We start from the raw sequence: 23,838 nt of genomic DNA on the forward strand, positions 1-23,838 counted from the left end.
TGTCGCAGGTTCGAATCCTGTCTTCCCGATTGATATTACAAGAGTAAGAACACTAGTTGTTCTTTTTTTGTTTATTATGAATATTCTTTATAACCTTTCAATAAAATAATTCTTCTCAGTTTTTCCTGACTTTTTTTCCTTATAAAACTTTGCTAAAATATTAAAAAAACTCTTATTTGTTAAAAAAATCACAAATATTTGAAAATATAGGAAATATATTATATAATTAACCTAAATATAAAGCGTGAAAAACGCAAGGAGGAAAAAATATGGCAACATTTTACGTTCCAGCAGTCAACCTTATTGGTAAAGGTGTGGTAAATGAAGTTGGTCCTTATGTTAAGGAGTTGGGCTATACTAAGGCTCTTTTGGTGACAGATAAGTATATCGAATCAAGTGATATCTTGCCAAAAATTTTAAAACCTTTAGATGATGAAGGGATTGCTTACGTTATCTTTAGTGATGTTGAACCTAACCCTACTTGTAAAAATGTCATGGATGGGGTCGCTGCTTTGAAAGAGCATAACTGTGACTTTATCATCTCTGTCGGTGGTGGCTCTCCACAGGATGCAGCTAGCTGTATTTCTGTAATCGCTACTAATGGCGGTAAGCCACAGGATTATGAAGGTTTGCATAAGTCTGCTCAAAAAGGCCTTCCTGTTGTAGCTATCAATACTACTGCAGGTACATCAGCAGAAATTACTATCAACTACGTTATCACTGATGAAGAACGTAAGGTTAAAATGGTAATGGTTGATAAGAACAGTCTTGCTCTTATCTCTGTGAATGACCCTGAATTGATGATTTCAAAACCTCAAGCTTTGACTGCTGCTACTGGTATGGATGCTCTTACTCACGCTGTTGAAGCTTTGGTAACACCAGGTGCTTATGATGTGACTAAGAAACTCTCTATCGGAGCTATCGAGCTGATCAAAGAATATCTTCCACGTGCAGTAGAAAACGGACACGACATCGAAGCTCGTGAAGGTATGGTTAATGCTATCTTCCTTGGAGGAATGAGCTTTAACAATGCTGGACTCGGCTATGTTCACTCAATGGCTCACCAATTGGGTGCTGTCTATAACTTGCCTCATGGCGTTTGCTGTGCTATGCTTTTGCCAGTCGTTGAGCGTGAAAATGCCAAACGTGTACCTGTAGCCTTCCGTAATGTTGCTAAGGCCTTGGGTATGCAAATCGAAGGAAAATCAGATGAGGAATGTGCGGCTTATGCTATTTCTGAAATTGAAAAACTTTCTGAAACTGTCGGTATTCCTAAGAAATTGACAGAACTTGGTATCGAAGAAAAAGACTTTGACTTTGAATACCTTTCTAAGAATGCCTTGATTGATGCTTGTGCACCAGGTAATCCATTCATGCCAACTTTGGAAGAAACCATTGCTTTCTATAAGGAATTATTCTAAGCAAAGCTACTTTGGAATTTTTTAGGGATAGTAAATTTAAGATTCTTACATTAGGAATTCCTCCCGAATATTCAAATAATGTATGAGGAAATCAAATACTATTCCTATGATTTAAAACCAATAATATTTAAGAAGAACTATCCTTGTGATAGTTCTTTTTTGGAAAATTTGATATGCTAGGATTATGAAGAAAATCAAAATCGATGTAGTGGCTCTTCCCTTAAGTGGGCATCTCTATCCTACTTTGAATTTACTTGCACCACTATTACAAAATCCTCAGTATGAGATTCGTTTATTTACAGGTCCTCAGAAAAAGGCTGTTGCAGAGGCGGTTGGTTTTCAAGTTCTTCCCATTTTAGAAGGACACGTAAAGGAATTTGAAAAAGCTGCTAACAATAAGGAGCAGTTAGGAATTATTTCAGCCTATCGGCAGTTGTCTGCTAGTCTTGATTTGATAAACCTAGTTTCGGACCAATTAATCCAAGAATGGACAAATCATCGTCCGGATATTGCTATAGTGGACTTTATCACACTATCTGGTGGACTTGTAGCTGAGCAGATGGGGATTCCGTGGATAACAACTATGGCGACCCAGTTTGCGATTGAAACGACAGGGGGACCTCCTTGTTTCTTTGGAGGAATGGGGACTCCCCAGAATAGCTGGCAGGTTTTAGAACAGTTTCTTGCAAGAAAAACAACTCATTTGGGGAAGCGGATAGTAACTTTTTTATTACGAGACCGCTTAAGGCGTTATCATTTTAAACTTTACAATCAGAAAGGCCAAGAAACTATTTATTCTCCCTATTCTATCTTAGGTATAGGGATGAAAGAAGTGGAGTTGAAGAAAGGATTTCCAGAGCACTATCGCTGGGTAGGACCTTTTGGTGCTTCAGTTGAGGCGGTAGAAGACTATCCTCTAGATTTATCTCTCTTTGCTGGTCGAAAGAAGGTTCTAGTATCTTGTGGGACACAATTGGAGTGGGCCAGAGAGAATCTTCTCTATCAAGCTAAGCAACTAGCGAATGCTCATCCTGATTGTCACTTCTTTGTGACTCGTGGCGTTGGAGGAGAAGCTTTTCAATGTGAGCATCTGGTGGAGAATCTGTCCCTTGTTTCTTATCTCCCTTATAAGGAGTATATACCTCAGATGGATTATGTCATTCATCATGGTGGAGCTGGGATTTTTTATCAATGCATCATTTATGGTAAACCAGCTTTGATATTGCCTCATGATTATGATCAATTTGATTATGCCGTTCGAGGGGTTGAGGCTGGTGTTGCTTTCACAGCTAAAAGAGATAATAGCAAGGCCATTGGACAAGCCTTTGAGGAACTGTTAGCTAAAGAAAATTGGCCAGAATTAGAGACTTTGCGCCAAGCTGCGCAGTCTTATAACCCGACGAAAATTTTAGAGAGCGAAATCCATCGTCTGCTAGCGGATAAGGAGAAAGAAAAATGAAAACAGTTTTAGTAACTGGTGCGACAGGTTTCTTGGGTAAATATGTTGTAGAAGAACTAGTCGAGCATGGCTATCAGGTTCGAGCTTTTGGTAGAAACAGTAAGGTTGGTCGCTCTTTAGAGAATTCTTCGGTTTGTTTTTTTCAGGGTGATCTGACCAAAGCTGATGATGTGCTAGAAGCTTGCAAGGGGATGGATCTGGTCGTTCATGCGGGAGCCCTGTCAACAGTTTGGGGTCCCTGGGAAGATTTTTATCAGGCTAATGTTTCAGGAACTAAATATGTTCTCGAGGCATGTCGCCAAGCTGGGGTTCAACGTTTAGTGTATGTGTCCTCACCCAGTATTTATGCTGCACCCAAAGACCAACTTGGTATTAAAGAAAGTGATGCCCCAGAGGAAAATAATCTCAATAACTATATCCGTAGTAAATTGGCTTCGGAGAAACTCTTTAAAGATTATCCAGATGTTCCGAGTATCATCTTGAGACCTCGGGGCCTGTTTGGGATTGGGGACACTAGCATCTTGCCACGGGTTATCAATCTGAGTCAAAAACTTGGAATTCCTTTGATTGGAGATGGGCGTCAGCTCATGGACATGACTTGTGTGGAAAATGTTGCTCTGGCAATCCGTTTGGCTATAGAAGCTCCAGAAGCTAAAGGTGCGGTTTATAACATTACTAATGGTGAACCGAGGGCTTTTAGAGATTTGCTAGAGGAAAGTTTGACAGGTCTGGGTTATCCAATCAAATATAGAAAAATTCCAGCATCTCTCTTATCAGGAATTGCAAGTAGTTTAGAATTTATATACAAGACCTTGAACCTTAAAGGGGAGCCACCTCTAACTCGATATACCTATTATCTGCTTCGCTATAGTCAAACGCTGGATATTAGCAAGGCCGAGAGGGAATTGGGGTATCATCCGAAAATTAGTATTTCAGAAGGGATTGAACAATATGTCCAAGATTATCGAAAGCATTGAGTATTTCCCAGCGGGATATTGTACTAGTTATGCCGGTTTGCTATTCAAGGGTGTCAAGAATAGAAAGATGACTTTCCCCGCAGGAGTGTTCCTTATCAAGCACAGGGATAAGGGCTATCTGCTCTATGATACTGGTTATCACTATGATATTAAGACGAAACTTCGTTATGCTTTTTACCGTTTGGGGACGCCAGTTCAAATGACGGAGAAAGATCAGATTTTGCACTTGCTAAAAGATAAAGGGATCAAGCCAGAAGAAATCAACTATGTCTTGTTGTCTCATCTACATCCAGATCATTTGGGAGGGGCTAGCTTCTTTCCGAATGCAAACTTTATCCTGACCCAGGAAGTCTATGATGTATACAAGAAACCAAAACTAAAGGATTTAATTTTTAAAGGATTTTTGCCGAGTGATTTCGAGGAAAGATTGACAATCATCAAGGCAAATCAGCAAAATGCTAACTTTAAGTATCGCCCTACCATCGATATTTTTGGAGACGGAAGTATCCTTGTAGCTTCTATTGATGGGCATGCTAAGGGCCAAGCCTGTCTCTTTATGCCAGATTATCATCTCATCATCGCAGCAGATCTTTGTTGGGGAATAGACCTCTTACCTTATACCAAACAGATGCACCTGATTCCTTCCTTGGTGCAGGACAACAAGGAAGCCTATATCAAGGGAACAGAGTTGCTGGAAGAGGTTTTAAAAGATGGCATAGAAGTACTAGTCAGCCATGACCCTGTAGAAAGGATTGAGCGGATCTTGTATGAAAAAAATAACCTTTCTTAAAACTTTTATCCAAACTCGTTGGCTTCATAATTTTAAGTCTCGAGAAGCTTTAGAAAACTATCAGAAAAAGCAACTGGCTGCCTATATGGACTTTCTCAAACGTGAGTCCCCTTATTTTAAAAATGGTGTACCTAACGACTTTGATCATATGGATAAAGCGTTTATGATGACGCATTTCAATGAGCTTAATACTCAAGGTGTGGATCGAGACGAGGCCTTAGCTTTAGCTATTGAAAGTGAAAAAACCAGGAATTTTACAGAGCTCAAGGGAGAAATAGCTGTTGGGTTGTCTTCTGGAACATCTGGGCATCGGGGGCTCTTCATCACAACCGAAAAAGAGCGAAGTATGTGGGCGGCGGCAATTCTAGCCAAGATGTTGCCTAAAGGTCAACTTTTTGGACACCGCATCGCCTTTTTCCTCAGAGCGGATAATGAACTCTATCAGACAATCAATACGGCGCTCATTCGTTTAGAGTACTTTGATATTTTTAAGAATACAGATGAGCATATTGATCGACTGAATAGCTACCAACCGACCATTGTGGTGGCACCTGCTTCTATGTTGATTGAATTGAGCAAACGATTAAAAGCGGAAGAATTATCCATTCATCCGCAAAAAATCGTCTCAGTGGCAGAAATATTAGAAGATAGTGATAAAGAGCGAATTTTGAGCGCTTTTGAGTTGCCGATTATTGACCAAGTATATCAAGCAACGGAAGGTTTCTTAGCTTGTACTTGCTCTGCTGGCAATCTTCATCTCAATGAAGATATCATATTTGTAGAAAAACACTATCTGGACGATCGACGTTTTTATCCAGTGATTACAGACTTTAAACGAAGCAGTCAGCCTGTTTATCGCTACCAGCTCAATGATATTTTAGTTGAAAATCCTGAACCTTGCCCATGTGGATCTCATTACACAAGGATTGACAAGGTCGAAGGGCGTTCTGACGACATCTTCTACTTTGAAGGACAGGACGGGGGTCGAATAACGATTTATCCTGACTTTATCAGACGTTGCATCCTCTTTGTGGAGAATGTCGGAGACTACCAAGTCAAACAACATTCTGAGAAGTTAGTAGAAGTTTGTCTGACTCGAAGGGATGAGCAAGTTGAAACAGCGATTACAGAGCAGTTCCGACTCTTGGCGCAACAAAAAGAGTTTAAAGAAGCTGAAATACAATTTTCTGATTATTACTGGGATACAAGTCGTAAGCTCAAACGTATCCAACGTTTATGAAAGGACAAAAGATTATGACAGAAGTAAAAAGACATCTAGAAATCGCAGGCTATGGAGTCTGCCTTCCAAAAAATACGGTGCAATTTAAAGACCAGACCCGTTATCGTGTGGTTGAAAATGAAGAAACCCAGCTAGATCTAGCAGAAGTAGCGATTCAGCGTGCCCTTGAAAAGGCAAATTTAAAAATCGAAGATATTGATTGCCTGGTATCAGCTAGTGCGGTTGGTGTTCAGCCGATTCCTTGTACAGCAGCCTTGATCCATGAGCGCGTGGCAAAAGGGCTCTCTATCCCAGCTATGGATATCAATACGACTTGTACAAGTTTTATCTCTGCTTTATCAACCATGTCACATTTGATTGAAGCTGGGGAATACCGTCGTGTTTTGATTGTATCTAGTGAAGTTGGTAGCTTGGGTCTTAATCCAAAGCAAAAAGAAAGTTTTGAACTCTTTAGTGATGGAGCGGCTGCCTTTATTTTCCAATCAAGTGATAAGGATAAGGGAGTGATAGCAAGCCTTCAACGTACTTGGTCAGAGGGAGCTCATGATACAGAGATTCGTGGAGGCTTGACTTCTTATCAACCCAAGGAATATGCTGAAGACACCAAGACAAACTTTATGTTTGATATGAAGGGCAAGAAAATTTTACTTTTGTCAGCTCGTAAAATCCCAGGTATGTTTGAAGAGTTTCAAGAGAAAACACAGTTGGCTCTAGCGGATGTAGACTACATCATTCCCCACCAAGCTAGTCGCGCTCTTCCTCTGGTTATGGAAAAACTAGGTGTTGCTGAAGAACAATACCTTAACCTTGTTAGTGATTATGGAAATATGGTTTCAGTCTCTGTGCCATTTGGTTTAGCTTATTCTTTAGACCATGGACTGGTCAAAGAAGGCGATGTAGTTTACCTGATGGGAACTGCAGCTGGTATGACGGTCAATATGTTGGCATTAAAATTGTAATATAAGAGCAGGCATGTATGTGGTCTGCTTTTTTTGTTGTTCACCTCAGTTGGAGAATTATCGGCCTAAACAGAAAAGACTTGATAACTTTTGCGAAACTAAGTATACTAGAGGGTAACAAGCGTTTTCAGATGGTATATTAGGGAGTATACTTAGAAATTGAGAGGGAGATATGGGGATAAGAAAATTTCGACTATTGATGTCCAAGTATGGCTTTAGTATTGCGATTATCCTGATAGAATTATTTCTTGTTTTCGGAATTATTCTTTACATGAGCCAGATTGCTCCAATTATTTGGGTGATTCTTGTATTTTTAATCAGCGTAGCAACCGTTATAGCGATTGTCAATCGTTCGATGTCACCTGAAAGCAAAGTGACTTGGTTGATTGTGACCTTTGTACCGGTGTTTGGTCCACTGCTTTATCTCATGTTCGGTGAGAGAAGACTATCAAAAAAAGAAATGAAACAGCTGAAGGAATTACGCTCCATTACTAACCATGAAAAGAGTGAGTTTGCCCTTCATCAAGGGTTAAAGGATAGAGATAAGTCTGCTTATGGGATTATCAATGCCTTGCTACATATGGATAGCAATGCAGAGGTGTACGAGCAGAGAGATTCTCAATTTTTCTCTACTGGAGAGGCTATGTGGAGACAAATCTTAGAGGATTTGAAAAAGGCTGAGAAATTTATCTTTCTGGAATACTACATTGTCGAAGAAGGCTTGATGTGGGACAGCATGCTTGAGATTCTCGAAGAAAAAGTTGCTCAGGGTGTTGAAGTTAAGATGCTCTACGACGATATCGGCTGCATGGTGACATTGCCAGGTGATTATACTGTGCATCTCCGATCTCGGGGAATTGAGGCTCATAAGTTTAATAAGGTAATTCCTCGTATGACAGTGGCCTATAATAACCGAGATCACCGCAAAATTTTGGTCATTGATGGGCAGATTGCCTATACTGGTGGCGTCAATCTTGCGGATGAGTATATAAACCAGATTGAACGTTTTGGCTATTGGAAAGATAGTGGCCTTCGTATAGACGGTCCAGCTGTTCAGGCTTTTACAAGACTATTTCTTATGAACTGGTACATCAACCGTGGTGAAATCAGTGACTTTGATCAGTATCATTTGGAAAATCAAACGCGGTCTGGAGCAGGTTTATGCATTCCTTATGGAAGTGGTCCCAAGCCTATCTACCAGATGAAGGTAGGAAAAGTAGTTTATCAAAATCTCATCAATCAAGCGACAGACTTTGTCTATATTACCACGCCTTACTTGATTATTGATTATGATTTGACGGAAGATATTAAAAATGCGGCCATGCGAGGGGTGGATGTGCGAATTGTCACTCCCTTTGTACCAGATAAGGAGCTTATTCAACTGATAACACGAGGAGCTTATCCGGATCTTTTGTCTGCTGGTGTCCGTATTTATGAGTATACTCCTGGTTTTATCCATAGTAAGCAGATGATTGTTGATGATCGATACGCAGTTGTTGGAACCATAAATCTAGATTATCGTAGCTTGGTTCATCACTATGAAAATGCGGTTTTGTTGTATGAAACACCATCGATTGCAGATATTCGTAAGGACTTTGAAGAGATTTTTGAAGTATCGCAGGAAGTATTCCCAGGGACGATCAATCCTACCTGGTATCAAACCTTAATCAAGGAAGTGACCCAGTTGTTTGCGCCAATGCTTTAAGTGGAAGAATTAACTGAGAATAGATGATTAGAGGAAGAGGTTGGGACAAAAGCCCTAGCCTCTCAATTTTCTTTGGATTGTCGAGCAAGACGCAGTGGTTGAGTGGGCTCTTCTACGCTGATTTCATCAGCTTTTACAGCCCTACTCAACTGTGCGGAGGTGGGACGACGAAATCGAATTTTAACGAATTACCGATTTCTGTCCCACTCTCTTTTCTGTAAGCAGTTTCCTTGACATCTTATTTTTTTTGCGTTATCATATGTCCATATAATATATGGGAGTCTGTGTACAGTCTGAGAGGAAGTGTTAAACTTCGACCGCACCTGATCTGGGTAATGCCAGCGTAGGGAACGATACTTGGCCTAATTCTGCACCTTTTTCATATATGAAAGAGGTTTTTCTTTTTTCATAAAGAAAAACTGTAAATTAAAAGGAGGTTTGAATGAAAGCAAGCATTGCTTTACAAGTCCTACCCCTGTCACAGGGGATTGACCGCATAGCTGTAATTGATAAGGTCATTGCTTATCTGCAAGCTCAAGGAGTGACCATGGTGGTTACGCCCTTTGAAACGGTCCTAGAGGGAGAGTTTGATGAGCTTATGCGCATTCTCAAAGAAGCCTTAGAAGTGGCGGGTCAAGGGGCAGACAATGTTTTTTCCAATGTCAAAATAAATATAGGAGAGATTTTAAGCATCGATGAGAAACTTGAAAAGTATAATGAGACGGCATATTAGTCTGCTAGGATTTTTAGGTGTCTTATCTCTTTGGCAGGTGGCGGGATTCTTAAAACTCTTACCAAAGTTTATCCTGCCGACACCACTTGAGATTCTCCAGTCTTTTGTTCGTGACAGAGAATTTCTTTGGTACCATAGTTGGGCAACCTTGAGAGTAGCCTTATTAGGCTTGGTCTTGGGTGTCTTGATAGCCTGTATCATGGCCGTCCTTATGGATAGCCTGAGTTGGCTCAATGACTTGATTTACCCCATGATGGTAGTTGTCCAGACCATACCGACCATTGCCATAGCTCCTATCCTAGTTTTATGGTTGGGTTATGGGATTTTGCCCAAGATTGTTTTGATTATCTTGACGACAACTTTTCCTATCATCGTCAGTATTTTAGATGGTTTTAGGCACTGTGACAAGGATATGCTGACATTGTTTAGTCTGATGCGAGCCAATCCTTGGCAAATCCTGTGGCATTTTAAAATCCCTGTCAGCCTGCCCTACTTTTATGCAGGTCTGAGAGTTAGTGTCTCCTACGCCTTTATCACAACAGTGGTATCTGAGTGGTTGGGAGGCTTTGAGGGACTAGGTGTCTACATGATTCAGTCCAAAAAACTGTTTCAGTATGATACCATGTTCGCGATTATTATTCTGGTATCACTGATCAGTCTTCTAGGTATGAAGCTGGTCGATATTAGTGAAAAATATGTGATTAAATGGAAACGTACTTAAAATAGAGCGTTTTGAAAAAGAAAAGAGGAAATAAAAATGAAGAAAACATGGAAATTGTTTTTAACGATTGTAACAGCTCTTCTAGCTGTCGTGCTTGTAGCTTGTGGTCAAGGAACTGCTTCTAAGGATAACAAAGAAGCAGAACTCAAAAAAATTGACTTTATCCTAGATTGGACACCAAATACCAACCATACAGGGCTTTATGTAGCCAAAGAAAAAGGATATTTCAAGGAAGCTGGAGTGGACGTTGATTTGAAATTGCCACCAGAAGAAAGCTCATCAGACTTGGTTATCAATGGTAAGGCACCATTTGCAGTGTATTTCCAAGACTACATGGCTAAGAAATTGGAAAAAGGGGCAGGTATTACAGCCGTTGCAGCAATCGTTGAGCATAATACATCAGGTATCATCTCTCGTAAATCCGATAATGTAACTAGTCCAAAAGACTTGGTTGGTAAGAAATACGGAACCTGGAATGACCCAACTGAGCTTGCGATGTTGAAAACCTTGGTAGAATCTCAAGGTGGAGACTTTGACAAGGTTGAAAAAGTACCAAACAACGACTCAAACTCGATTACACCGATTGCCAATGGCGTTTTTGACTCTGCTTGGATTTATTATGGTTGGGACGGTATTCTTGCTCAATCTCAAGGAGTGGATGCCAACTTTATGTATTTGAAAGACTACGTCAAAGAGTTTGACTACTACTCACCAGTTATCATTGCAAACAACGACTATCTGAAAGACAACAAAGAAGAAGCTCGTAAAGTCATCCAAGCTATTAAAAAAGGTTACCAATACGCTATGGAACACCCAGAAGAAGCGGCTGATATCCTGATCAAGAATGCCCCAGAGTTAAAGGATAAACGTGACTTTGTCATTGAATCTCAAAAATACTTGTCAAAAGAATATGCAAGTGATAAGGAAAAATGGGGACAATTTGATGCGGATCGCTGGAATGCCTTCTACAAATGGGATAAAGAAAATGGAATCCTCAAGGAAGACTTGACTGATAAAGGATTTACCAACGAATTTGTAAAATAATGACAGAAATTAGACTAGAACACGTAAGCTACGCCTACGATGATGAAAAGATTTTAGAGGACATTAACCTACAAGTGACTTCAGGTGAAGTGGTCTCTATCCTAGGCCCCAGTGGTGTGGGGAAGACCACTCTCTTTAACCTGATTGCAGGCATTTTAGAAGTCCAGTCTGGACGAATCATTCTTGACGGTGAGGAAAATCCCAAGGGGCGTGTGAGCTATATGCTACAAAAGGATCTGCTCTTGGAACACAAGACTGTCCTTGGCAATATCATCCTGCCCCTCTTGATCCAAAAGGTGGACAAGGCAGAAGCCATTGCCCGCGCAGACGAAATCCTTGCTACCTTTCAATTGACGGCGATACGGGACAAGTATCCTCATGAGCTTAGTGGTGGGATGCGCCAGCGTGTTGCTTTGCTCCGTACCTACCTTTTCGGGCACAAGCTCTTTCTTCTAGATGAGGCCTTTAGTGCCTTGGATGAGATGACTAAGATGGAGCTCCACGCCTGGTATTTGGAGATTCATAAACAGCTAGAGTTGACAACACTCATCATTACGCATAGTATCGAGGAGGCTCTCAATCTCAGCGACCGCATTTATATCTTGAAAAATCGCCCTGGGCAGATCGTCTCTGAAGTCAAACTCGACTGGTCTGAAACTGAAGACAAGGAAGTTCAAAAAATTGCTTATAAACGCCAGATATTAGAGGAATTGGGTTTAAATACATAGAAAATTAAGAGAGCTAGTGAAGATTGTTCATTACCAGCTCCTTTTTCTTTTAAAAAATCGAAAAATTCGGTATAATAGTCAAAGATAGTCAAGGTTCAAAGAAAGAGGTGGCGTTCTATGAGATTTAAAAATACATCAGACCATATAGAGGCCTATATCAAGGCGATTTTGGAGCAGTCGGGTATGGTTGAATTGCAACGAAGCCAATTAGCGGATACCTTTCAAGTCGTGCCTAGCCAGATCAACTATGTGATTAAGACTCGATTTACTGAAAGCAGAGGCTATTTAGTTGAAAGTAAGCGGGGAGGTGGCGGTTATATTCGCATTGGTCGGATTGAATTCTCAAACCACCATGAAATGCTCCGCGATTTACTGTATTCGGTAGGTGAAGAAGTTAGCCTACCTATCTTTGAAGATGTTTTAAGACTCTTGTTTGAACAGGATTTGGTGACTCGTCAGGAGATGAATCTATTATTAGCAATGGCGACAGACCGAGTTTTAGGCGATGATGCCAATCTTATCCGTGCCAATATGCTCCGGCAGTTATTACAAGAGGTAGATAGAAAAGGAAAATAGAACTAAATGAAATATTCAAAAGCATTGAAAGAATGTATAGAAAGTGCCTTTCTGGTCGCCAGTCATTTTGGGGCAGAATACCTAGAGTCATGGCACCTATTGATTGCTATGGCCAATCATGGTTACAGTGTGGCTGGGGCGACTTTAAACGAATTTCCATATGAGATTGATCGCCTGGAGGAAGTTGCTGTAGAGCTGACTGAAACAAAGTATAGCGATAAGGAAAATTATCAGGAGTTACCTTTTTCACACCGTTTGAAGGTATTGTTGTTGGAAGCAGAGCACGTTGCTTCTGTCGTTCATGCCAAGGTATTGGGAACAGAGCATGTGCTTTATGCTATCTTACATGATGGCAATGCCTTAGCTACTCGCATTCTAGAAAAAGCGGGATTTTCTTACGAAGATCAGAAGGATCAGGTCAAGATTGCTGGACTTCGTCGTAGTCTTGAAGCGCGTGCGGGTTGGACTAGAGATGATTTGAAGGCCCTTCGCCAGCGTCATCGTACGGTAGCGGACAAGCAAAATTCTATGGCTAATATGATGGGCATGCCTCAGACTCCAAGTGGAGGTTTGGAAGATTACACTCATGACCTTACGGAGCAAGCTCGCTCAGGTAAATTGGAACCAGTCATCGGGCGTGACCAAGAAATCTCTCGTATGATTCAAATCTTGAGTCGAAAAACAAAAAACAATCCGGTCTTAGTTGGAGATGCAGGTGTCGGTAAAACAGCTCTAGCACTTGGTCTTGCGCAACGTATTGCCAACGGGGATGTACCTGATGAAATGGCTAAGATGCGAGTTTTAGAGCTTGATTTGATGAATGTGGTTGCGGGAACTCGTTTCCGTGGAGACTTTGAAGAACGTATGAACAATATCATCAAAGATATTGAGGAAGATGGAAAGGTCATCCTCTTTATCGATGAGCTTCATACCATTATGGGGTCAGGAAGTGGGATTGATTCGACCTTGGATGCGGCCAATATCTTGAAACCTGCCTTGGCACGTGGAACTCTGAGAACTGTCGGTGCGACCACTCAGGAAGAGTATCAAAAGCACATCGAAAAAGACGCAGCCCTTTCTCGTCGCTTTGCAAAAGTGATGATTGAGGAGCCAAGTTTAGCAGATAGTATGGCTATTTTGCAGGGCTTGAAAGCAACTTACGAGAAACACCACCATGTCCAAATTACAGATGATGCAGTCGAAACAGCTGTCAAAATGGCACATCGCTATTTGACTAGTCGTCACTTGCCAGACTCAGCGATTGATCTTTTGGATGAAGCGGCAGCAACTGTCCAAAATAAATCAAAGCACGCTAAACAAGATGAGTCAGGTTTAACATCAGCAGATAAGGCCTTGATGGATGGAAAATGGAAGCAAGCTGCTCAACTCATTGCAAAAGAACAGGAAGTACCTGTTTATAAAGACTTGGTGACAGAATCAGACATTTTGACCACCTTGAGTCGCCTGTCAGGTATTCCAGTTCAAAAATTGACCCAAACAGATGCCAAGAAGTATCTCAATCTTGAGGCTGAACTGCATAAACGTGTTATCGGACAGGAACAAGCTGTATCTAGTATCAGTCGTGCCATTCGCCGAAATCAATCGGGTATTCGCAATAACAAACGCCCAATTGGATCCTTTATGTTCCTTGGACCTACAGGTGTTGGTAAGACCGAGTTGGCCAAGGCCTTGGCGGAAGTTCTCTTTGATGATGAGTCTGCTCTTATCCGCTTTGATATGAGTGAATACATGGAGAAATTTGCAGCCAGTCGTCTCAATGGAGCTCCTCCAGGTTATGTAGGCTACGAAGAAGGCGGGGAGTTGACCGAGAAGGTTCGTAACAAACCGTACTCAGTCTTGCTCTTTGACGAGGTAGAGAAGGCTCACCCAGACATCTTTAATGTGCTCTTACAAGTCTTGGATGATGGTGTCTTGACAGACAGTAAGGGTCGCAAGGTTGACTTCTCCAATACCATCATCATCATGACTTCAAACCTTGGCGCGACAGCTCTTCGTGATGATAAGACAGTTGGTTTTGGAGCTAAGGACATTCGTTTTGACCAAGAAAATATGGAAAAACGGATGTTTGAGGAGCTGAAAAAGGCTTATCGTCCAGAGTTTATTAACCGTATTGATGAGAAGGTAGTCTTCCATAGCTTGTCAAGTCAAGATATGCAAGAAGTAGTTAAGATTATGGTCAAACCATTGATTGCTAGTCTTGCAGAAAAAGGAATTGACTTGAAACTCCAAGCATCTGCCCTTAAACTTCTAGCTCAGCAAGGCTATGATCCAGAGATGGGGGCTCGTCCACTACGCAGAACTTTGCAAACGGAAGTAGAAGACAAACTAGCAGAACTTCTCCTTAAAGGTGAATTGGAAGCTGGTAAGACTCTGAAGATTGGTGTCAAAGCTGGTCAATTAAAATTTGAGATTGTTTAAAATTGTGAGGTTGGAACAGATTGTTTCAGCCTCTTTTTTGGGGAAGTTGTTACTCAAATAAGCATTTGAATTGTGCAATTAGTTTAAGGAGTTCAAAAACGAATTTCTACTGATCAAGTTTTGTATATCAAGAAAAAATCTTATAATTAAGAAATGTTTTTATAAAAAATAATAAAAAACCCTTGACAAACAGAACAAGATAGAGTATGATATAAAATATAAAAAGTTATAAAAAGGTTGAAAAGACATGAAAAAACAGATAGCGGTGGTTTTTGGAACCTTTGCTCCCTTGCATCAGGGGCATATTGATTTAATCCAAAGAGCAAAACGTCAATGTGATGCTGTATGGGTGGTAGTTTCAGGTTATAAGGGAGATCGTGGTGAACAGGTTGGACTTACACTACAAAAGAGGTTTCGCTATATTCGTGAAGCATTTCGAGATGATGAGTTGACCTCTGTTTGTAAACTTGACGAAAGCAATATTCCACGCTATCCAATGGGCTGGCAGGAGTGGTTGGATCAGATGTTGCAGGCCATTTCCTATGACCAGACTGGTCAGGAGCTCATCTTTTTTGTAGGAGAGTCCGAATACCAACAAGAATTGTCAGAACGTGGTTTCGAGACTGTCCTACAGGAAAGAAAATTTGGAATTTCGGCTACCATGATTCGAGAAAATCCAAGCAAATATTGGAAATACATCGCTCAACCTTTCCGCCGTCAGTTTACGAAAAAAGTGTTGATTATGGGAAGTGCGAGTAATGGGAAAACAACTCTAGCCAAGGATTTAGCTCGCTTCTATGATGCGCCAGTTAGTCTGGAATATGCTCGTGAGTATCAGATAAAAAATAATGTCCGAGATGATGAGCTTACCCCAAAAGATTATTATTACCTTCTTTTGGGCCAATATGACCAAACTTCCAAGTTAATCGATAGCAATGCCAATCGAGGCCTAGTCATTGCAGATACCAACTCACTAGTAACCAAGGGCTACTACGATTACTACATGGAAAGCGAAGAGCAGGAGGACTTGTCCGTAGAGACCTTTGATAATCTCTTTGTTTCCATCTTAGCCAAGGAAAAGTGGGATTTAATCCTCTTTGTGCAACCTATTGGCTCTTATGTCAATGATGGTTTTCGCGACATGACCATGGCAGAAGACCATATCCGTCACAGTTTTTCTCAGCATTTGGATATGATGAGGGAGCAATATCTAGGCAATATCCCTCATGTTTATCTAGCTGATGACTATCTAGGAAATTATGAAGCAGCAAAAGTAGCTATTGATGCCATTTACCAAGCAGATTAGGAGAAGAAAATGAAAAAAATAACTGAAAAAATCACACGATTTATTGAAAACTTTAAAAATGTTCACGCAGAAGCTCGTAAAATTGGTTTTGCAGGAGTTATGCGTTTGCTTTGGAAAGACCTCTTTGTGGGCCGTAGTCTTTTCCAGTGGCTCTATTTGATTGCTTTATCAAGTGTTCCTCTTATTCTGGAGTTTACACAAAACACAGAAAGTCATGACTGGATTGGTCTCTTGGCCTCTTGGACAGGGATTGTCTGCGTTATCTTAGTAGCTGAAGGTCGAGCTAGTAACTACCTTTTTGGTGCTATTAACTCTGCAATCTATTTGGTCCTAGCTATGAATGCTACTTTCTATGGCGAAGTTTTGACCACAGTTTATTTCTTTGTCATGCAGCCTATTGGTCTCTATGCTTGGTTGTCTAATCGGATCAATGAACAAGGGAAACCAGAGGAGTCTCACTTTGAAGCTAAGAAACTCGGTCTGATTGATTGGCTTAAGTACTTGGCCTTGACTGCTATCATCTGGATTGGCATGGGATTAGCCTACCAAAGTATCAGCAGTGCTCGTCCTTTCCGTGACAGTGTTACCGATGCGACCAATGGTGTTGGTCAGCTCTTGATGACACGTCTTTACCGTGAGCAATGGATTTTCTGGATTGCAACCAATCTCTTTAGTATCTACCTCTGGTGGGGTGAAAACATCCATATCCAAGGAATGTACTGGGTCTACACCATCAATAGTCTAGTCGGTTGGTACCAATGGACTAAGGCTGTCAAGGAGGGATAAGATGACTGAAACGATAATCCCGGCTGGAATGACAGAGAGAGAATATTTTGAGATTCATGCGACTGAGAAGGAATTTTTAGACTGGTACTGCAAACAGGATCTTCCTCAGTATGAAAAACCGAGCGTGACGGTGGATATGGTAGCTTATTGCTTTGTGGAAGGGAAAATCAAACTCTTGCTAATTCGTCGCAAGGCCCATCCTTATCAAAACTGTTTGGCTTTGGTCGGTGGTTTTATGGATAAGAGCGAAGATGCAAGGCATGCTTGTCAGCGTGAAGTAAGAGAGGAGGTCAACCTCGACCTTCCTTTAGAAAAAATCGAGCAATTGATGACCGTATCGACTCCCGGCCGTGACCCGCGGGGCTGGACGGTTACTATCGCCCATTTGGTGTATCTACCTAGCCGCGCACTTGATCTCGTTCAAGCTGGAGATGATGCCAAGGATGTGGTTTTTGTCGATGTTGATTTTCAGACAGGCAAGTGCTTCCTTGAGGGACTAGAGTTGGAGGAGCAAGCCTTCGCTTTTGACCATTATGCCATTATCCAAGAATCCATCAAACGAATCCAAGGCCGTCTCGACTGGAATCCGACCTTCCTTTATCTGCTGGAGGAGGAGTTCACTGTCTATGAAGGGACTGAACTGGTTAATCTCATCAACCCAGGACGACCAATCGTCAGTAATAACTTTCTTGTAAAATACGGTGACTATGTAGAAGAAGTTGGACTCAAACGAGTTCCTAAAAAGAAACCAAGAAAAACCTATCGATTGAAATAAAAGGTTTGGGGACAGAAATCGATAGACCAAGTTTCGGTTTCCTAGTCTTGGTCTTGGGATGTTTCAATAAATCCGATGACTGGTTGAGCTTGAGAATAGAGAAAATACAGTTTGTGTCAAAAGTCAATTCAGCCATCGTGTCAAAGACTCATTAGTCATAAAAAAGCGAGGTCGGGATTTTTTCCCGACCTCTTTTTTGATGCTATTTGACTGCTTTACTAATTAAGGATGTTTATCTTTCTTTGAATTGCTCATGATTCGAATGAATAAATCCTTGTATTTATATTTTAAATAGGTTTCGTGTAAATACAATAAAGCCACGTAGACAATCATGAAAATGGCAGTTAGGTAGAACAAATCAAATGTTGTTTGAGCGTAATGAGTAGCTGCCCCATAAGAAACGAAAGTAGCTAAAATCACCCAAGGAAGATACTTGTAATATTTGCTTAACATAAGTCTACACCTCCAATATCCTATCTCAATTTTATTATAGCCCTTCAAGAAAAAAATGCAAGCGATTACAATTACAAAATATAGTATTCTCGTAGGAAAATTTTCCTTTTTTTTTAAATTCTTTGCGAATAAAAGATATAGGAGGGATAAGGAAATAAATGTACTAAAAAATAATTCTAAAAAATTTTAGATAAGTAGTTGACAAATTTCAAAACAAATATTACAATAATGTTACAAAAATATTTCTTAACATTTCAAAAATGTTACAAAAGGAGCATAAAATGAAAAATAAAACTTCTATCAAATTGATGGCCGCAACTGTACTCGCTTCAACCCTGCTATTGGGGGCTTGTGGTAATAAGAAAGAAAATACGACAAGTGATAGTTCTAGCAAGACAACACAAGCATCTTCTAATTCTAAGGCAAGTTCTTCAAGTAAAGAGAACAAGACTCAGAAGTCCTCAAGTTCAGCTTCAACAGAAAAAGCTAAGGCAGCTTCTTCTGATCAGTCAACGACTACTGCTAACCAATCGCAAGCAACACCAACACCAGCGCCAGAACCAAGACAGAGCCAAGAAGCCTCTAACCAACAGGCATCTTCGCAAACTCCGTCAAATCAGCAAGGTTCTCAAGCACAGACTAGTCAGTCGACTTATGATCCAACTACTGACCGCAAACTTCAAGATAAGCAAGCAGAACACAACAAACGTTACAAGGGTGTTCTAACCATGGTTGATGGAGATTTCTCTGCTGCAGCTGGCAACTGGAAGGGTGCTAATGGCGAGACAATCACTGTTTCATCAGGTGGTCAATTTACAGTAGAATCTGCTGATGGTAAGAAAGAAAACTACTCTATCCAAGGCTATGCCTATACCCTTGATGATGGTAAATATAATGCCAAAATTGGTGGTGGAAAAATCATCCAAATTACAACAGGCGCAGATGGAACTGTATCTAGCGTTGCTTTGATTCAGCCATAGTCTGGAGTACTTTAAATTGCCCCCTAAAAACAAGAAACCCGTAGCTATTGAAGTTACGGGTTTTCATCTTGGTTGTTAAGCCTTATCTAATTGCAAGAGAGCTTCAATCTCGGCTAGTGTACTTGCTTGTGAAATGGCTCCACGAAGTTTGGCAGCGCCAGATGTTCCACGGAGGTAGTGTGGTGCTAGACCACGGAATTCACGAACCGCAATCTTTTCTCCCTTGAGGTTAATCAAGCGTTTCAAGTGCTCGTAGGCAATTTTCATCTTGTCTTCGAAGGTTAAATCAGGCAGGATTTCTCCAGTTTCAAAGTAATGATTGATTTGATTGAAGAGGTAAGGATTTCCCATGGCAGCGCGACCAATCATAACGGCGTCGGCACCAACTTCTTCGATGCGTTGCTTGGCTTCTTGGACCGTACGGATATCGCCGTTGGCGATGAAGGGAATCTTGGTCAGAGCTTGTGCAACCTTGTGAAGGGTCTCAAGGTCTGCGTGACCAGTGTACATTTGTTCACGGGTACGGCCATGCATGGCGAGGGCAGAGACACCAGCAGCTTCAGCAGCTAGAGCATTTTCGACAGCTAGAGATGGGTCAGACCAGCCTGTACGCATTTTGACAGTGAGAGGGATATCAAGGACAGATTGGACCTTGTTAATGATAGAGTAGATTTTATCAGGATCCTTGAGCCACATAGCGCCAGCTTCGTTTTTCACGATTTTATTCACTGGGCAGCCCATGTTGATATCCACGATATCGGTCTTAGTATTTTCTTGGATGAATTCTGCTGCGCGTGCTAGGCTGTCTTCATCGCTACCAAAAAGTTGGATAGAGACTGGGTTTTCGCCCTCGTCGATATGAAGCATGTGCAGAGTTTTTTCGTTGTTGTATTGGATTCCCTTATCAGAGACCATTTCCATGACAACGAGTCCAGCTCCAAGCTCTTTTGCAATGGTACGGAAGGCAGAGTTGGTTACTCCCGCCATGGGTGCTAAAACGGTCCGATTGGGAATCTCAACATTGCCAATCATAAAGGGTGTATTAAGATTTGTCACGAATGAGTTCCTCCAGGTCGTTTTCATCAAAGTTATAAGTAGTTTGGCAGAATTGACAAGTGATTTCTGCCCCGTGGTCTTCCTCTTTCATTTCCTGTAGGTCTGAGATTGGAAGGCTAGCAAGAGCGTTCATAAAGCGCTCTTTGCTGCAGTCGCATTGGAAACGAATTTCTTCTTCAGACAGGCGTTTATAGGAATCGTCACCATAGACAGCTTTTAGAAGAGCTTCAATATGGTCGTCGCTTTCGAGAAGAGTAGAAATAGCTGGCATCTCTTGGATGCGTTTTTCAAAGCGAGTAATTTCTTCTTCCTTGGCTCCTGGTAAAACTTGGAGAAGGAAACCGCCAGCAACCTTGACCTTGTCTTCCTCGTCCAAAAGGACATTAAGGCCAACAGCTGACGGCGTTTGTTGGCTTTCAGTCAGGTAAAAGGCAAGGTCTTCTCCGATTTCTCCAGAGATGAGGGGAGTCATGGAGTTGTATGGATTTCCAGTACCGTAGTCGGTGATAACCAGAAATTGACCATTGCCGACAAAAGGACCTACTAGGACTTCACCTGTTGCAGTCTTTTTAATGTCAACTCCAGTGTTTTGAACGTAGCCTTTGACGTTACCCTTGGTATCTGCAACTGTGATAATGGCACCTAGTGAGCTAGATCCCAGCACCTTAACTGTTAGTTTAGTATTTCCTTTTTCATTGGCTGCGAGAATCTGGCTAGCGATAAGAGTTCGACCAAGTGCTACCGTTGAGCTAGCTTGGGTTTGATGTTTTTCTTGAGCAGTGCGGACGGTTTCAGTGCTGTCAAGGACAAAAGCACGAAAGGCCCCGCTTTCTGATATAGTTTTAATAATTTTATCCATAGCTACTATTTTAGCATAAAAATGCCCAAAGGGGGAGCCGTGTGTTTACTGATTTTCAGGATAATGGACCAGGAAATCAGCATGAAAATAAAAAGAGAAACAGATTATTTCAGCATTTTTGTATTTTATGCTATGCTTGAAGAAGAAAAGGAAAGGGATAACAAAAGTATTTAGGAGACTTGATGGAAAAAGCTGAGTCTGGTCAATTTTTAGTCCTTTCTTTTTATTGTAGGAGTCACAAACGACTTTAGAAGGAACAAACACCAGTCTATTATTTAAAAAACGACTTGGATAGGGAAGATTTGGCAGTGATTCGTCAGATACAATTTGCTTAAAAGGCTTGGGAAACCAGGTCTTTTTTGTGAAATTCTCACAATCTTATCAAAAATTTTAAAAAATTGATAAACAAGAAAGCGTTTTATATTGTATACTAGTTAGTATAAAGAGGAAATAACCTCAAGATCTTTATCAGGAGGACAGAACATGTCACAAGAAAAATACATCATGGCTATTGACCAAGGAACTACCAGTTCTCGTGCCATTATTTTCAACAAAAAAGGGGAAAAGGTTAGCTCTAGTCAAAAAGAATTCACACAAATCTTCCCACAAGCAGGTTGGGTTGAGCACAATGCAAATGAAATTTGGAACTCTGTCCAATCTGTAATCGCTGGGGCTTTTATAGAAAGTGGTATCAAGCCAAATCAAATCCAAGCTATCGGGATTACCAACCAGCGTGAAACGACAGTTGTTTGGGATAAGAAAACAGGTCTTCCTATCTACAACGCTATCGTTTGGCAGTCTCGTCAGACAGCGCCTTTGGCTGAACAGCTAAAAAAACAAGGTTATGTAGAGAAATTCCATGAAAAGACTGGTTTAATCATCGATGCTTATTTCTCAGCTACTAAGGTTCGCTGGATTTTGGACCATGTAGAAGGCGCTCAAGAGAGAGCAGAAAAGGGTGAATTGCTCTTTGGGACTATCGATACTTGGCTGGTTTGGAAATTGACTGACGGTGCAGCTCACGTGACTGACTACTCCAATGCAGCCCGTACCATGCTTTATAACATTAAAGAACTCAAATGGGATGATGAGATTTTGGAAATCCTCAACATTCCTAAAGCTATGCTCCCAGAAGTTCGTTCAAATTCTGAACTCTATGGTCAGACAACTCCTTTCCATTTCTATGGTGGACAAGTGCCAATCTCGGGTATGGCTGGAGACCAACAAGCAGCTCTCTTTGGACAGTTGGCCTTTGAACCAGGTATGGTCAAGAATACTTATGGAACAGGATCTTTCATCATCATGAATACTGGTGAAGAGATGCAGTTGTCTGAAAATAATCTCTTGACAACGATTGGTTACGGAATCAACGGCAAGGTTTACTATGCCTTGGAAGGTTCTATCTTCATCGCAGGAAGTGCCATTCAATGGCTTCGTGACGGCCTTCGCATGGTTGAAAATTCACCAGAGTCTGAAAAATATGCTCGTGATTCTCACAACGATGATGAAGTTTATGTCGTTCCAGCCTTTACAGGTCTAGGTGCTCCATACTGGAACCAAAACGCTCGAGGTTCTGTCTTTGGTTTGACTCGTGGAACAAGCAAAGAAGACTTTATCAAGGCAACTCTTCAATCTATCGCCTATCAAGTGCGTGACATCATCGATACCATGCAAGTGGATGCTCAGACAGCTATTCAAGTCTTGAAGGTGGATGGTGGTGCAGCTATGAACAATTTCCTCATGCAGTTCCAGGCTGATATCTTGGGAATCGACATCGCACGCGCTAAAAACTTGGAAACAACAGCTTTAGGAGCAGCCTTCCTGGCAGGATTATCAGTGGGCTACTGGAAGGATTTGGATGAGTTGAAACTCTTGAACGAGACAGGAGAACTCTTTGAGCCATCTATGAACGAATCTCGCAAGGAACAACTCTACAAGGGATGGAAGAAGGCTGTAAAAGCAACTCAAGCCTTTGCGGAAATTGACGACTAATACTCAATGAAAATCAAAGAGCAAACTAGGAAGCTAGCCGCAGGTTGTTCAAAGCACTGCTTTGAGGTTGTAGATGAAACTGACGAAGTCAGCTCAAAACACTGTTTTGAGGTTGTGGATAGAACTGACGAAGTCAGTAACAATACCTACGGTAAGGCGACGCTGACGTGGTTTGAAGAGATTTTCGAAGAGTATAATACTGGAAGAATAAAGCGACTCAGTTAAAAAGTGTGTAAATATGGAATTTTCAAAGAAAACACGTGAATGATCAATTAAAAAATGCAGGAACGTACCCTGGACCTCTTGATTATCGGTGGAGGAATTACAGGGGCTGGTGTAGCCTTGTAGGCGGCAGCTAGTGGGCTTGAGACTAGTTTAATTGAAATGCAGGGTTTCCCAGAAGGAACATCAAGCTGTTCAACAAAATTGGTTCACGGAGTTCTTAGTTACCTCAAACAATTTGACGTAGAAGTAGTCTCAGATGCAGTGTCGGAATGTGCAGTGGGAACGTTGATTGTCGGTATCGGTCTGTCACTGGGTGGGACAACTGGTTATGTCTTGAACCCTGCTCGTGACCTTGGTCCTCGCATCATACACAGCCTTCTTCCAATTCCAAACAAGGGAGATGGGGACTGGTCTTATGCTTGGATTCCAGTTGGAGGACCTATCCTCGGTGCTGCCTTGGCTGTACTCGTATTCTCACTTTTCTAATTTAGAAAACAATGATGTTGACAGAGCTTGGGACGACAATCTCAGGCTCTTTTTATCAAATTTATATTTTTTGATCAAAAATCTGCGGGATAATACTTGAACATGTGACCTTGTTAGGAAGATTTAGC

The 23,838-nt window shown here is 41.3% G+C and carries 21 protein-coding genes, 1 pseudogene and 1 riboswitch; of the genes and pseudogenes, 19 read left to right on the plus strand and 3 right to left on the minus strand.

All coding sequences use genetic code 11. The features are described 5' to 3' along the window. The first annotated feature begins 269 nt into the window (after nucleotides 1–269). The 16 genes from HMPREF2987_RS09490 to HMPREF2987_RS09565 all read left to right on the plus strand — a co-directional run bounded on the left by HMPREF2987_RS09490 (nucleotide 270) and on the right by HMPREF2987_RS09565 (nucleotide 17,659). The gene (locus HMPREF2987_RS09490; RefSeq protein WP_075230326.1) at nucleotides 270–1,421 is read left to right on the plus strand and encodes an iron-containing alcohol dehydrogenase; all 1,152 of its coding nucleotides are present in this window, start codon (nucleotides 270–272) and stop codon (nucleotides 1,419–1,421) included. Nucleotides 1,422–1,605: 184 nt separating this feature from the next. After that, the gene (locus HMPREF2987_RS09495; protein WP_075230327.1) at nucleotides 1,606–2,880 is read left to right on the plus strand and encodes a glycosyltransferase; all 1,275 of its coding nucleotides are present in this window, start codon (nucleotides 1,606–1,608) and stop codon (nucleotides 2,878–2,880) included. Further along, complete coding sequence (locus HMPREF2987_RS09500) at nucleotides 2,877–3,857, plus strand: NAD-dependent epimerase/dehydratase family protein (protein ID WP_075230328.1); 981 nt, start codon at nucleotides 2,877–2,879, stop codon at nucleotides 3,855–3,857. The genes HMPREF2987_RS09495 and HMPREF2987_RS09500 overlap by 4 nt, the downstream gene beginning before the upstream one ends. Next, entirely contained in the window at nucleotides 3,832–4,647 is an 816-nt protein-coding gene (locus HMPREF2987_RS09505; RefSeq protein WP_075230329.1) for an MBL fold metallo-hydrolase, read from the plus strand. Before HMPREF2987_RS09500 ends, HMPREF2987_RS09505 begins: the two co-directional genes overlap by 26 nt. Beyond that, nucleotides 4,625–5,887 (plus strand): F390 synthetase-related protein, encoded by a 1,263-nt coding sequence (locus HMPREF2987_RS09510; RefSeq protein ID WP_075230330.1) that lies wholly within the window; start codon nucleotides 4,625–4,627, stop codon nucleotides 5,885–5,887. The genes HMPREF2987_RS09505 and HMPREF2987_RS09510 overlap by 23 nt, the downstream gene beginning before the upstream one ends. Before the next feature lie 14 nt (nucleotides 5,888–5,901). After that, nucleotides 5,902–6,846 (plus strand): 3-oxoacyl-[acyl-carrier-protein] synthase III C-terminal domain-containing protein, encoded by a 945-nt coding sequence (locus HMPREF2987_RS09515; RefSeq protein WP_075230331.1) that lies wholly within the window; start codon nucleotides 5,902–5,904, stop codon nucleotides 6,844–6,846. Nucleotides 6,847–7,018: 172 nt separating this feature from the next. Beyond that, nucleotides 7,019–8,551, plus strand: a complete 1,533-nt coding sequence (cls, locus tag HMPREF2987_RS09520) for a cardiolipin synthase (protein ID WP_075230332.1) — start codon at nucleotides 7,019–7,021, stop codon at nucleotides 8,549–8,551. Between the two features lie 264 nt (nucleotides 8,552–8,815). Next, a riboswitch (TPP riboswitch) is annotated at nucleotides 8,816–8,918 on the plus strand. 75 nt (nucleotides 8,919–8,993) lie between these two features. Then, nucleotides 8,994–9,284: a thiamine-binding protein gene (locus HMPREF2987_RS09525; RefSeq protein ID WP_075230333.1), complete on the plus strand. Its 291-nt coding sequence runs from the start codon at nucleotides 8,994–8,996 to the stop codon at nucleotides 9,282–9,284. Continuing rightward, on the plus strand, nucleotides 9,247–10,005 hold the full coding sequence (locus HMPREF2987_RS09530; RefSeq protein ID WP_075230334.1) for an ABC transporter permease: 759 nt from the start codon (nucleotides 9,247–9,249) through the stop codon (nucleotides 10,003–10,005). The genes HMPREF2987_RS09525 and HMPREF2987_RS09530 overlap by 38 nt, the downstream gene beginning before the upstream one ends. A 36-nt stretch (nucleotides 10,006–10,041) precedes the next feature. Further along, entirely contained in the window at nucleotides 10,042–11,049 is a 1,008-nt protein-coding gene (locus HMPREF2987_RS09535; protein ID WP_075230335.1) for an ABC transporter substrate-binding protein, read from the plus strand. Then, a complete protein-coding gene (locus HMPREF2987_RS09540; RefSeq protein WP_075230336.1) occupies nucleotides 11,049–11,777 on the plus strand; it encodes an ABC transporter ATP-binding protein in 729 nt (242 codons plus the stop codon). Before HMPREF2987_RS09535 ends, HMPREF2987_RS09540 begins: the two co-directional genes overlap by 1 nt. Nucleotides 11,778–11,894: 117 nt before the next feature. Continuing rightward, nucleotides 11,895–12,353, plus strand: coding sequence for a CtsR family transcriptional regulator (locus tag HMPREF2987_RS09545; RefSeq protein WP_075230337.1), 459 nt, complete (start codon nucleotides 11,895–11,897; stop codon nucleotides 12,351–12,353). Between the two features lie 6 nt (nucleotides 12,354–12,359). Continuing rightward, nucleotides 12,360–14,792 (plus strand): ATP-dependent Clp protease ATP-binding subunit, encoded by a 2,433-nt coding sequence (locus tag HMPREF2987_RS09550; RefSeq protein ID WP_075230338.1) that lies wholly within the window; start codon nucleotides 12,360–12,362, stop codon nucleotides 14,790–14,792. A 247-nt stretch (nucleotides 14,793–15,039) separates the two neighbouring features. Then, nucleotides 15,040–16,098 (plus strand): AAA family ATPase, encoded by a 1,059-nt coding sequence (locus HMPREF2987_RS09555; RefSeq protein ID WP_075230339.1) that lies wholly within the window; start codon nucleotides 15,040–15,042, stop codon nucleotides 16,096–16,098. Between the two features lie 9 nt (nucleotides 16,099–16,107). After that, nucleotides 16,108–16,884: a nicotinamide riboside transporter PnuC gene (pnuC, locus tag HMPREF2987_RS09560; protein WP_075230340.1), complete on the plus strand. Its 777-nt coding sequence runs from the start codon at nucleotides 16,108–16,110 to the stop codon at nucleotides 16,882–16,884. Between the two features lies 1 nt (nucleotide 16,885). Further along, nucleotides 16,886–17,659 carry an NUDIX domain-containing protein gene (locus HMPREF2987_RS09565; protein WP_075230341.1) on the plus strand — a complete coding sequence of 258 codons (774 nt, stop codon included), beginning with the start codon at nucleotides 16,886–16,888 and terminating at the stop codon, nucleotides 17,657–17,659. Nucleotides 17,660–17,881: 222 nt separating this feature from the next. Here HMPREF2987_RS09565 and HMPREF2987_RS09570 read toward each other — a convergent pair whose 3' ends face one another. Continuing rightward, a complete protein-coding gene (locus tag HMPREF2987_RS09570) occupies nucleotides 17,882–18,112 on the minus strand; it encodes a hypothetical protein (RefSeq protein WP_075230342.1) in 231 nt (76 codons plus the stop codon). A gap of 281 nt (nucleotides 18,113–18,393) precedes the next feature. Here HMPREF2987_RS09570 and HMPREF2987_RS09575 point away from each other — a divergent pair, with 281 nt between their 5' ends. Further along, on the plus strand, nucleotides 18,394–19,092 hold the full coding sequence (locus HMPREF2987_RS09575) for a hypothetical protein (RefSeq protein WP_075230343.1): 699 nt from the start codon (nucleotides 18,394–18,396) through the stop codon (nucleotides 19,090–19,092). A gap of 75 nt (nucleotides 19,093–19,167) precedes the next feature. Here the strand turns inward: HMPREF2987_RS09575 and dusB are convergent, their stop codons facing one another. After that, on the minus strand, nucleotides 19,168–20,148 hold the full coding sequence (gene dusB / locus HMPREF2987_RS09580; RefSeq protein ID WP_004244308.1) for a tRNA dihydrouridine synthase DusB: 981 nt from the start codon (nucleotides 20,146–20,148) through the stop codon (nucleotides 19,168–19,170). Next, nucleotides 20,135–21,007 carry an Hsp33 family molecular chaperone HslO gene (gene hslO / locus HMPREF2987_RS09585; protein ID WP_075230344.1) on the minus strand — a complete coding sequence of 291 codons (873 nt, stop codon included), beginning with the start codon at nucleotides 21,005–21,007 and terminating at the stop codon, nucleotides 20,135–20,137. Before hslO ends, dusB begins: the two co-directional genes overlap by 14 nt. A 483-nt stretch (nucleotides 21,008–21,490) precedes the next feature. Here hslO and glpK point away from each other — a divergent pair, with 483 nt between their 5' ends. Beyond that, complete coding sequence (gene glpK / locus HMPREF2987_RS09590; RefSeq protein WP_075230345.1) at nucleotides 21,491–22,999, plus strand: glycerol kinase GlpK; 1,509 nt, start codon at nucleotides 21,491–21,493, stop codon at nucleotides 22,997–22,999. 271 nt (nucleotides 23,000–23,270) lie between these two features. After that, nucleotides 23,271–23,710 (plus strand): annotated as a pseudogene (locus HMPREF2987_RS11355) (FAD-dependent oxidoreductase). Nucleotides 23,711–23,838: the final 128 nt, after the last annotated feature.

It is taken from the genome of Streptococcus sp. HMSC067H01 (genome assembly GCF_001814775.1).
Taxonomy (GTDB): Bacteria; Bacillota; Bacilli; order Lactobacillales; family Streptococcaceae; genus Streptococcus.

Bases quoted from the DNA above. Each gene is read 5' to 3' on its own strand.
- HMPREF2987_RS09510 (WP_075230330.1), top strand. From the start codon at position 4,625: ATGAAAAAAATAACCTTTCTTAAAACTTTTATCCAAACTCGTTGGCTT.
- HMPREF2987_RS09565 (WP_075230341.1), top strand. From the start codon at position 16,886: ATGACTGAAACGATAATCCCGGCTGGAATGACAGAGAGAGAATATTTT.
- HMPREF2987_RS09490 (WP_075230326.1), top strand. From the start codon at position 270: ATGGCAACATTTTACGTTCCAGCAGTCAACCTTATTGGTAAAGGTGTG.
- HMPREF2987_RS09515 (WP_075230331.1), top strand. From the start codon at position 5,902: ATGACAGAAGTAAAAAGACATCTAGAAATCGCAGGCTATGGAGTCTGC.
- hslO (WP_075230344.1), bottom strand. From the start codon at position 21,007: ATGGATAAAATTATTAAAACTATATCAGAAAGCGGGGCCTTTCGTGCT.
- HMPREF2987_RS09570 (WP_075230342.1), bottom strand. From the start codon at position 18,112: ATGTTAAGCAAATATTACAAGTATCTTCCTTGGGTGATTTTAGCTACT.
- HMPREF2987_RS09525 (WP_075230333.1), top strand. From the start codon at position 8,994: ATGAAAGCAAGCATTGCTTTACAAGTCCTACCCCTGTCACAGGGGATT.
- pnuC (WP_075230340.1), top strand. From the start codon at position 16,108: ATGAAAAAAATAACTGAAAAAATCACACGATTTATTGAAAACTTTAAA.
- HMPREF2987_RS09505 (WP_075230329.1), top strand. From the start codon at position 3,832: ATGTCCAAGATTATCGAAAGCATTGAGTATTTCCCAGCGGGATATTGT.
- cls (WP_075230332.1), top strand. From the start codon at position 7,019: ATGGGGATAAGAAAATTTCGACTATTGATGTCCAAGTATGGCTTTAGT.
- HMPREF2987_RS09550 (WP_075230338.1), top strand. From the start codon at position 12,360: ATGAAATATTCAAAAGCATTGAAAGAATGTATAGAAAGTGCCTTTCTG.
- HMPREF2987_RS09495 (WP_075230327.1), top strand. From the start codon at position 1,606: ATGAAGAAAATCAAAATCGATGTAGTGGCTCTTCCCTTAAGTGGGCAT.
- HMPREF2987_RS09540 (WP_075230336.1), top strand. From the start codon at position 11,049: ATGACAGAAATTAGACTAGAACACGTAAGCTACGCCTACGATGATGAA.
- HMPREF2987_RS09575 (WP_075230343.1), top strand. From the start codon at position 18,394: ATGAAAAATAAAACTTCTATCAAATTGATGGCCGCAACTGTACTCGCT.
- HMPREF2987_RS09530 (WP_075230334.1), top strand. From the start codon at position 9,247: ATGAGAAACTTGAAAAGTATAATGAGACGGCATATTAGTCTGCTAGGA.
- HMPREF2987_RS09545 (WP_075230337.1), top strand. From the start codon at position 11,895: ATGAGATTTAAAAATACATCAGACCATATAGAGGCCTATATCAAGGCG.
- HMPREF2987_RS09500 (WP_075230328.1), top strand. From the start codon at position 2,877: ATGAAAACAGTTTTAGTAACTGGTGCGACAGGTTTCTTGGGTAAATAT.
- glpK (WP_075230345.1), top strand. From the start codon at position 21,491: ATGTCACAAGAAAAATACATCATGGCTATTGACCAAGGAACTACCAGT.
- HMPREF2987_RS09555 (WP_075230339.1), top strand. From the start codon at position 15,040: ATGAAAAAACAGATAGCGGTGGTTTTTGGAACCTTTGCTCCCTTGCAT.
- HMPREF2987_RS09535 (WP_075230335.1), top strand. From the start codon at position 10,042: ATGAAGAAAACATGGAAATTGTTTTTAACGATTGTAACAGCTCTTCTA.